Annotated in this window: 1 protein-coding gene; it reads left to right on the top strand. The window is 76.8% G+C overall.

From position 1 onward, the window contains the following. Nucleotides 1–8,255: type I polyketide synthase (locus tag ACY1JF_RS31715; RefSeq protein ID WP_462708731.1), on the top strand; the 8,255-nt coding region annotated here is incomplete at both ends.

The raw sequence follows: 8,255 nt of genomic DNA, 5'->3' as shown, positions 1-8,255 counted from the left end.
GCGACGCACGGGTGGACCTGCCGACGTATGCCTTCGATCACCGTCACTACTGGCTGAAGACGGCTCCTTCGGCGGACGCCGCCTCGCTCGGGCAGGCCGCCGCCGACCACCCCCTGCTCGGCGCTGTCGTGGCGCGGCCCGACTCCGGTGGGTTCATGACGACCTCGCGGTGGTCGTTGCGCTCGCAGCCGTGGCTGGCCGAGCACCTGGTCGGTGACGACGCGGCCCTCGTACCGAACGCGGCCCTGGTCGAGCTGGCGCTCCAGCTCGGCCGGGAAGCCGGCGTGCCGGTGGTGGAGGAGCTGACCGTCGGCAGGCCGGTGGTCCTGCCGGTGCGCGGTGGCCGGGGCGTCCAGGCCGTGGTGGGGGAGCCCGACGACACCGGGCGGCGTACGGTCGAGGTGTACTCGCGTGCCGACGACTCCGCGCTGAACGCGGTCTGGACGCGGCACGCGCACGGCACGCTGGCACCCGCCGCGCCGGCGGCCGACGACCGGCCGGCCGACGGGACCGGCGTCGAGGTGGCCCTGGGTGAAGCCGCCGGAGACGCCGGCCGGTACCACGTACACCCCACCCTGCTCGACGCGGCCGTGCGGACGGTGCTGCCCGCCGGGACCCTCGCGGTCACCTGGCGCGGGGTCGGCGTACACGCGTCCGGCGCGGCCGCCGTCACCGTGCGGTCGGCGAGGGCGGCCGGGGAGGGCACCCGGCTCGACCTGACCGACCCGGCCGGGCGGCCCGTGCTGGCGGTGGAGGCGGTGCTGGCGGAACCGTTCGACCCGGCGCGCGCCGGACTCGCCGAGGCGCTCACCCACGACGCGCTGTTCCGCGTCGACTGGACCGAGCTGGCGCTCGCGGCGGGTGACGGGACGCCGTCCGCCGTCAGCGTCCGGACCGCCGAGGACGTCGCCGCGGCCGGTGCGGCGGGCGACGTGGACGTGCTGCTCCACACGGTCGACCGCGCCGTCAGCGACCCGCGGGCCGCGCTCGCCGCCGTGCTCGCCGTCCTCCAGGCGTGGCTGGCCCAACCGGCCCTGGAGCGGACCCGGCTGGTCGTGGCGGCCGTGGCGGACGGCACGGACGTCGCGTCGGCCGCCGTAGGGGGGCTCCTGCGCTCGGCGCAGTCCGAGCACCCCGGCCGTGTCGTGCTCGTCGAGTTCGACGGGCCGGGCGGGGGCCGGGACGACCGGCGGGATCTCGACGCGGCGGCCCGAGCCGTGCTGCCCGGCCTGCTCACCTGCGCCGAACCGGTGATACGCGTACGGGCGTCGGGCGGTGCCGAAGTGCCCCGTCTCACCCGGGCCGACGCGGCGACGGGGGAGGGCGGCGCCCCGCGGCCGGTGCGGGCCCTGGACCCGGAGGGAACCGTCCTGATCACCGGCGGCACCGGCACGCTCGGCGCGCTGGCCGCCCGGCACCTGGTCACCGAGCACGGTGTCCGCCACCTGCTGCTCCTCAGCCGGCGCGGCCCCGCGGCGGACGGCGCGGCGGAGCTGTCCGGGGAACTGACCGCGCTGGGCGCCACCGTGACCGTCACGGCCTGCGACACCGCCGACCGGGAGCAGCTCACGGCCGCCCTGGACGCCGTACCTGCCGACCGTCCGCTGACCGCCGTCCTGCACACCGCCGGTGTCCTGGACGACGGGGTGATCACCGCGCTCACCCCCGAGCGCCTCGACACCGTACTGCGGCCCAAGCTGGACGCGGCCCTGCTGCTGGACGAGCTGACGCGGGGCCACGACCTGGCGGCGTTCGTGCTGTTCTCCTCGGCCGCGAACGTCTTCGGCAACCCCGGCCAGGCCAACTACGCCGCCGCCAACGCCGCCCTGGACGCGCTGGCCCGACGGCGCCGCGCACAGGGGCTGTCCGGCGTCTCGCTCGCCTGGGGCTACTGGGAGCGGACCAGCGGCATGACCCGGCACCTCGGCGCCGCCGACCTGCACCGCAACCGGCGGCTCGGCATGGCCGCGCTGTCCGAGGCCGAGGGGACGGCGCTGCTGGACCTCGCCCTGCGCCCCGGCACCGGGCTGCCCGCCGCCCTGGTGGCCGCCAAGCTGGACCTGCCCGCCCTGCGCGCGGCGGCCCGCGAGGCCCCGGTGACGCCGCTGCTGCGGGGCCTGGCGCCCGCGCCGCACTCGCCGGCCCGGGCCGCCGGGACCGCCGACCGGGGCAGCCTGCGCGACCGGGTCGCCCGGCTGGACCCGGCGGCCCGGAGCGCACTGCTGCTGGACCTGGTCCGGCGCAACGCCGCCGAGGTCCTCGGCCACAGCACCGCCGACGCGGTCCGCGCCGACCGGGCCTTCAAGGACACCGGGTTCGACTCGCTGACCGCCGTGGAGCTGCGCAACCGGCTGGCGGCCGCCACCGGTCTCACGCTGCCCTCGGCCGTCGTCTTCGACTACCCGAAGCCGACCGCGCTCGCCGAACACCTGCGGGACCGGCTCGTCGGCGACACCGCCGTCGCCGTCGCGCCGGCCGGTGCGGCGCCCGCCACGGCCGGTGAGCCGATCGCGATCGTCGCGATGGCCTGCCGCTTCCCCGCCGGGGTGCACAGCCCCGAGGACCTGTGGCGGGTCGTGGCCGACGAGGTCGACGCCGTCACCGGGTTCCCCGGCGACCGCGGCTGGGACATCGACCGGCTCTACGACGCCGACCCCGACAAGGCCGGCACGACCTACGTGCGGCACGGCGCGTTCCTCGACGACGCGCCCGGCTTCGACGCCGCCTTCTTCGGCATCTCCCCGAACGAGGCCCTCGCCATGGACCCGCAGCAGCGGCTGCTGCTGGAGACGTCCTGGGAGACCTTCGAACGCGCCGCGATCGACCCCACCGGGCTGGGCGGCCGGGACATCGGGGTGTTCGTCGGCGTCAACAGCCACGACTACACCGTGCGGATGCACCACTCGGCCGACGCCGAGGGCTTCCGGCTCACCGGCGGCTCCGGCAGCGTCGTCTCGGGCCGCGTCGCCTACCACTTCGGCTTCGAGGGCCCGGCCGTCACCGTCGACACCGCCTGCTCCTCCTCCCTGGTCGCCCTGCACCTGGCGGCCCAGGCGATCCGCAACGGGGAGTGCTCGATGGCGCTCGCCGGCGGCGTCATGGTGATGGGCAACGTGGAGACGTTCGTCGAGTTCTCCCGGCAGCGCGGCCTGGCGCCCGACGGCCGGTGCAAGGCGTTCGCGGACGGCGCCGACGGCACCGGCTGGTCCGAGGGCGTCGGCGTACTGCTGGTCGAGCGGCTCTCGGACGCCGAGCGGCAGGGGCACCAGGTGCTCGCCGTGCTCCGCGGCAGCGCCGTCAACCAGGACGGCGCGTCCAACGGTCTGACGGCGCCGAACGGTCCGTCGCAGCAGCGGGTGATCCGCAAGGCGCTGGCGAACGCCGGGCTTACGGCGGCGGACGTGGACGCGGTCGAGGCGCACGGCACGGGCACGGTCCTCGGTGACCCGATCGAGGCACAGGCCCTGCTCGCCACCTACGGCCAGGACCGGACGGAGCCGCTGTGGATCGGGTCGGTGAAGTCCAACATCGGCCACGCCCAGGCCGCGGCCGGTGTCGCCGGCGTCATCAAGATGGTGCAGGCGATGCGGCACGGCGTCCTGCCCCGCACCCTGCACGTGGACCGGCCCTCCCCCCACGTCGACTGGTCGGCGGGGGCGGTGGAGGTGCTCACCGAGGCCCGGCCCTGGCCGGAGACCGGCCGCCCGCGCCGGGCCGGCGTCTCCGCCTTCGGCATCGGCGGCACCAACGCGCACCTGGTCCTGGAACAGGCACCCGCGGGGCTTTGGCGGGAGGACGCCGCACCGGGCACGCCCGACGCCCAGGACGGTCCCCCGCTCCTCTTCCCGGTCTCCGCCCGCACCGCCGCCGGCCTGCGCGGCCAGGCCGGCCGGCTCGCGGACTGGGTCGCGGACCGCGCCGGTACGCCGCTGGGGGCGACGGCCCACGCGCTCGGCACGGCCCGGGCCCACCTCGACCACCGGGCGGTCGTCCTGGCCGCCGGCCGGGAGCAGCTCACCAGGTCCCTGCGCGCACTCGCCGAGGGCACCGCCGACGCGGACACCGTCACCGGCGGCCCCGCCGACGGCAAGCTCGCCTTCCTGTTCACCGGCCAGGGCAGCCAGTGGGCCGGCATGGGCCGGGAACTCGCCGCCGCCCACCCCGTGTTCCGCGACGCCTTCGACGCCGCCTGCGCCGCCGTCGAACGGCACCTGGACGACCTCGCCCACCCCGTGCGCGAGGTCGTCTTCGCCGAGCCCGGCACCGACCGGGCCGCCCTGCTCGACCGGACCCTCTACACCCAGGCCGCGCTGTTCGCCCTGGAGACCGCGCTGTTCCGGCTGTTCACCTCCTGGGGCGTACGGCCCGACCTCGTCGCGGGCCACTCCGTCGGTGAGATCACCGCCGCCCACGCCGCCGGCGTCCTCGACCTCGCGGACGCCGGTGAACTGGTCGCCGCCCGCGGCCGGCTGATGCAGGCCCTGCCCGAGGGCGGGGCGATGATCGCCGTCGAGGCGACCGAGGAACAGGTGGCCCCGCTGCTCGCCTCGGCGCCGGGCACCGCCGGGATCGCGGCGGTCAACGGGCCGCGGGCGCTGGTCCTGTCCGGCGCCGAGGACGCCGTGCTCGCCGTCGCCGGACGCCTCGCCCGGGACGGCCACCGGACCCGGCGGCTGTCCGTCAGCCACGCCTTCCACTCCGCCCTGATGGAGCCGGTCCTCGACGAGCTGCGCGCCGTGGCCGCCCGGCTCACCTACCGGCCCGGCACCGTGCCCGTCGTCTCCACCCTCACCGGCACCCTCGCCGGGGACGGCCTGCTCGCCACCCCCGACTACTGGGCCGACCAGGCGCGGCACGCCGTACGGTTCGCCGACGCCGTGACCACCCTGCGCGACCAGGGCGCCGTGACCCACCTCGAACTGGGTCCCGGCGGCGTCCTCAGCGCCATGGCCCTGGGCACGCTCGGCCCCGGCACCCGGGGCTGCGTCAGCACCCTGCGCCACGACACCGCCGAGGACACCGCGGTCCGCACCGCCCTCGCCGAACTGCACGTACGAGGCGTACCGGTCGACTGGACCGCCGTCCTCGGCCGCCCGGCGCCCGCCGTCGGCCCCGACCTGCCCACCTACGCCTTCCAGCACCAGCGGTACTGGGTGCGGGACGGCGCCGCCACCGACGCGGAGGCGCTCGGCGCCCGGTCGGCCGGCCACCCGCTGCTGGGCAGCGTCGTGGAGGTGCCCGGCACGCACGGCGGCACCGGTGTCGTCCTCACCGGCCGGCTCTCCGCACACGGCCCCGTACCGCTCCCCGGCGCGCACGGCGCCGGCGAGGCGACGGTCCCGGCCGCCGTACTGCTGGAGCTGCTGGTCCGGGGCGGCGACGAGGCCGGTGGCGGCACCCTCGAACGGATCACCGTCGACGCGCCCGTCACCGTGCCCGCCCACGGCGACCTCCAGCTGCGTGTCTTCGTGGACGCCCCCGGCCCCGACGGGCGGCGCCGCGCCGCCGTGCACAGCCGGCCCGCCGGACGGGAGGGCGAACCGTGGCTCCGGCACGCCCGCGCCACCCTGGTGCCCGGCGCCGCGCGGCACGCCTTCGACCCGCTCACCCGCCCCACCGGGCCCGCCGACGGCAGCGCCCCGGCCGGGGTGCGCGGCGTGTGGCGGCGGGACGGCCGGACCCTCGCCCACGTCGAGCTGCCCACCGGGCTCGACGGTGAGGCCGACGCGTTCACCCTGCACCCGGTACTGATCGACACGGCCCTGCGGGTCGCCGCCGAGGCCGCCGGCCCCGGCGCGGACCACCGCTCCCTGGCCGAGTGCGCCACCCTCGCGGTGTACGCGGTGGGCGCCACCGAGCTGTGGGTGCGCGTCACGCCCGACGCCGAGGGCCGGCAGCTGGTGGAGCTGACCGACCTGGACGGCGGGCCCGTGGCCCTGCTCGGCCCGGTGACGCTCGCGGCGGGCGACGGGCAGGGGACGACCGAGGGCGGTGACGGGCGGCGGGGGGCCGCGGTCGGCAACGGGCGACCGGGGGCCGTGGACGGTGACGGGCGACCGGGGGCCGTGGACGGTGACGGGCGGCGGGCGAACGCGAACGGTGGGCACCCGGCCACCGACGGCCGGACCCCGGCCCCCGGAACCGGCCGTACGGCGGCCGACCGCCCCGCCCCGGCCCGGCGCGTCATCCGCCGCGAACCGGCCGCCGACGGCAATGAGCTGGCCGCCCGGCTGGCCGGCCTCGCCGACGCCGAACAGCGGCGGCTCCTGCTGGACCTGGTCCGGGAGAGCACCGCGGTCGTCCTCGGCCACCGCGACACGGACGGCTTCGACGAGGGGCAGCCGTTCAAGAACCTCGGCTTCGACTCGCTCACCGCCGTCAAGCTCCGCAACCGGCTGCACGACTTCACCGGCGTCAGCCTGCCCAGCAGTCTGGTCTTCGACCACCCGACACCGGCCCTGCTCGCCGACCACCTGCGCGGCGAACTCCTCGGCACCCGGCCGGAGACCCCCGCCGTCACCCGGCGCGGCACGGCGGACCCGGACGAACCGATCGCCATCATCGCCATGAGCAGCAGGCTGCCCGGCGGTGTCACCAGCCCCGAGGAACTGTGGCGACTCGTCATGGACGGGCGGGACGCCGTCTCCGGCTTCCCCGACGACCGCGACTGGGACGTCGACAAGCTCTACCACCCCGACCCGGCCCACCCCGGCACCAGCTACACCCGGGCGGGCGGCTTCCTGCACGACGCCGCCCGGTTCGACGCCGGTCTCTTCGGGATCTCGCCGCGCGAGGCACTGGCCATGGACCCGCAGCAGCGGCTGCTGCTGGAGACCTCCTGGGAAGCCCTGGAACGGGCGGGTATCGATCCCCTGTCCACCCGGGGCCAGGACATCGGCGTGTTCACCGGCATCGTCCACCACAACTACGTGACCCGGCTGCGCCGGGTGCCCGAGGACGTCCAGGGCTACACGATGACCGGCACGGCCTCCAGCGTGGCCTCGGGCCGGGTGTCGTACGTCTTCGGCTTCGAGGGCCCCGCGGTGACCGTGGACACGGCCTGCTCCTCCTCCCTGGTCGCCATGCACCTGGCCGCGCAGGCCCTGCGGGGCGGCGAGTGCTCCCTCGCCCTGGCCGGCGGCGCCACCGTCATGGCCAGTCCCGACGCCTTCCTGGAGTTCTCCCGGCAGCGCGGACTGTCCGCGGACGGCCGCTGCAAGGCGTACTCCTCCACCGCGGACGGGACCGGCTGGGCCGAGGGCGTCGGTGTGGTCCTGCTGGAGCGGCTGTCCGAGGCCCGCCGCAACGGCCACCGGGTGCTGGCCGTGCTGCGCGGCAGCGCGGTCAACCAGGACGGTGCCTCCAACGGGCTCACCGCCCCCAACGGCCCCTCGCAGCAGCGGGTGATCCGCGGCGCGCTGGCGGCGGCCGGGCTGGAGCCCGCCGACGTGGACGTGGTGGAGGGCCACGGCACCGGCACGGTCCTCGGTGACCCGATCGAGATCCAGGCGCTGCTCGCCACCTACGGCCAGAACCGCGAACGGCCCCTGTGGCTCGGGTCGTTGAAGTCCAACATCGGTCACACCCAGGCCGCGGCCGGTGTCGCCGGAGTCATCAAGATGGTCGAGGCGATGCGGCACGGCATCATGCCCGCCACCCTGAACGTCACCGAGCCCACCTCCCAGGTGGACTGGTCGGCGGGGGCGGTGGAACTGCTCACGGAGGCCCGTGAGTGGCCGGAGACCGGCCGCCCGCGCCGGGCCGGCGTCTCCTCCTTCGGCGCGAGCGGCACCAACGCCCACGTCATCCTGGAGGAGGGGCCCGACCCCGAGCCGGCCGCTCCCGAGCCTGCCGACCCCGACCCGGCCGACCGGCCGACGGTCCCCGACGGCGGGGTCGTACCGCTGGTGGTGTCGGCCCGCAGCACCGCCTCCCTCGCCGCCCAGGCCGGGCGCCTGGCGGCGTTCGTCACCGACACCGGCACGCGGACGTCGCTCGCGGAGGTGGCGGGTGCGCTCGTCTCCCGGCGGGCCCTGCTGTCCGAGCGGGCGGTGGTGGTGGCCGGTTCGCGTGAGGAGGCGGTGGCGGGGCTGGGGGTGCTGGCCCGTGGTGGGAGCAGTCCGCTCGTCGTGACCGGTACCGTCGCCGGTTCTGGTGGTCCGGGGCGGACGGTTCTTGTTTTTCCTGGTCAGGGGTCTCAGTGGGTGGGGATGGGCCGGGAGTTGCTGGAGTCCTCGGCGGTGTTCGCGCAGCGG

Source organism: Streptomyces sp. SYSU D01066-1 (assembly GCF_054956795.1).
The sequence above is the reverse complement of the archived record's forward strand: the minus strand, read 5'-3'. Positions and strand labels throughout refer to the sequence as shown.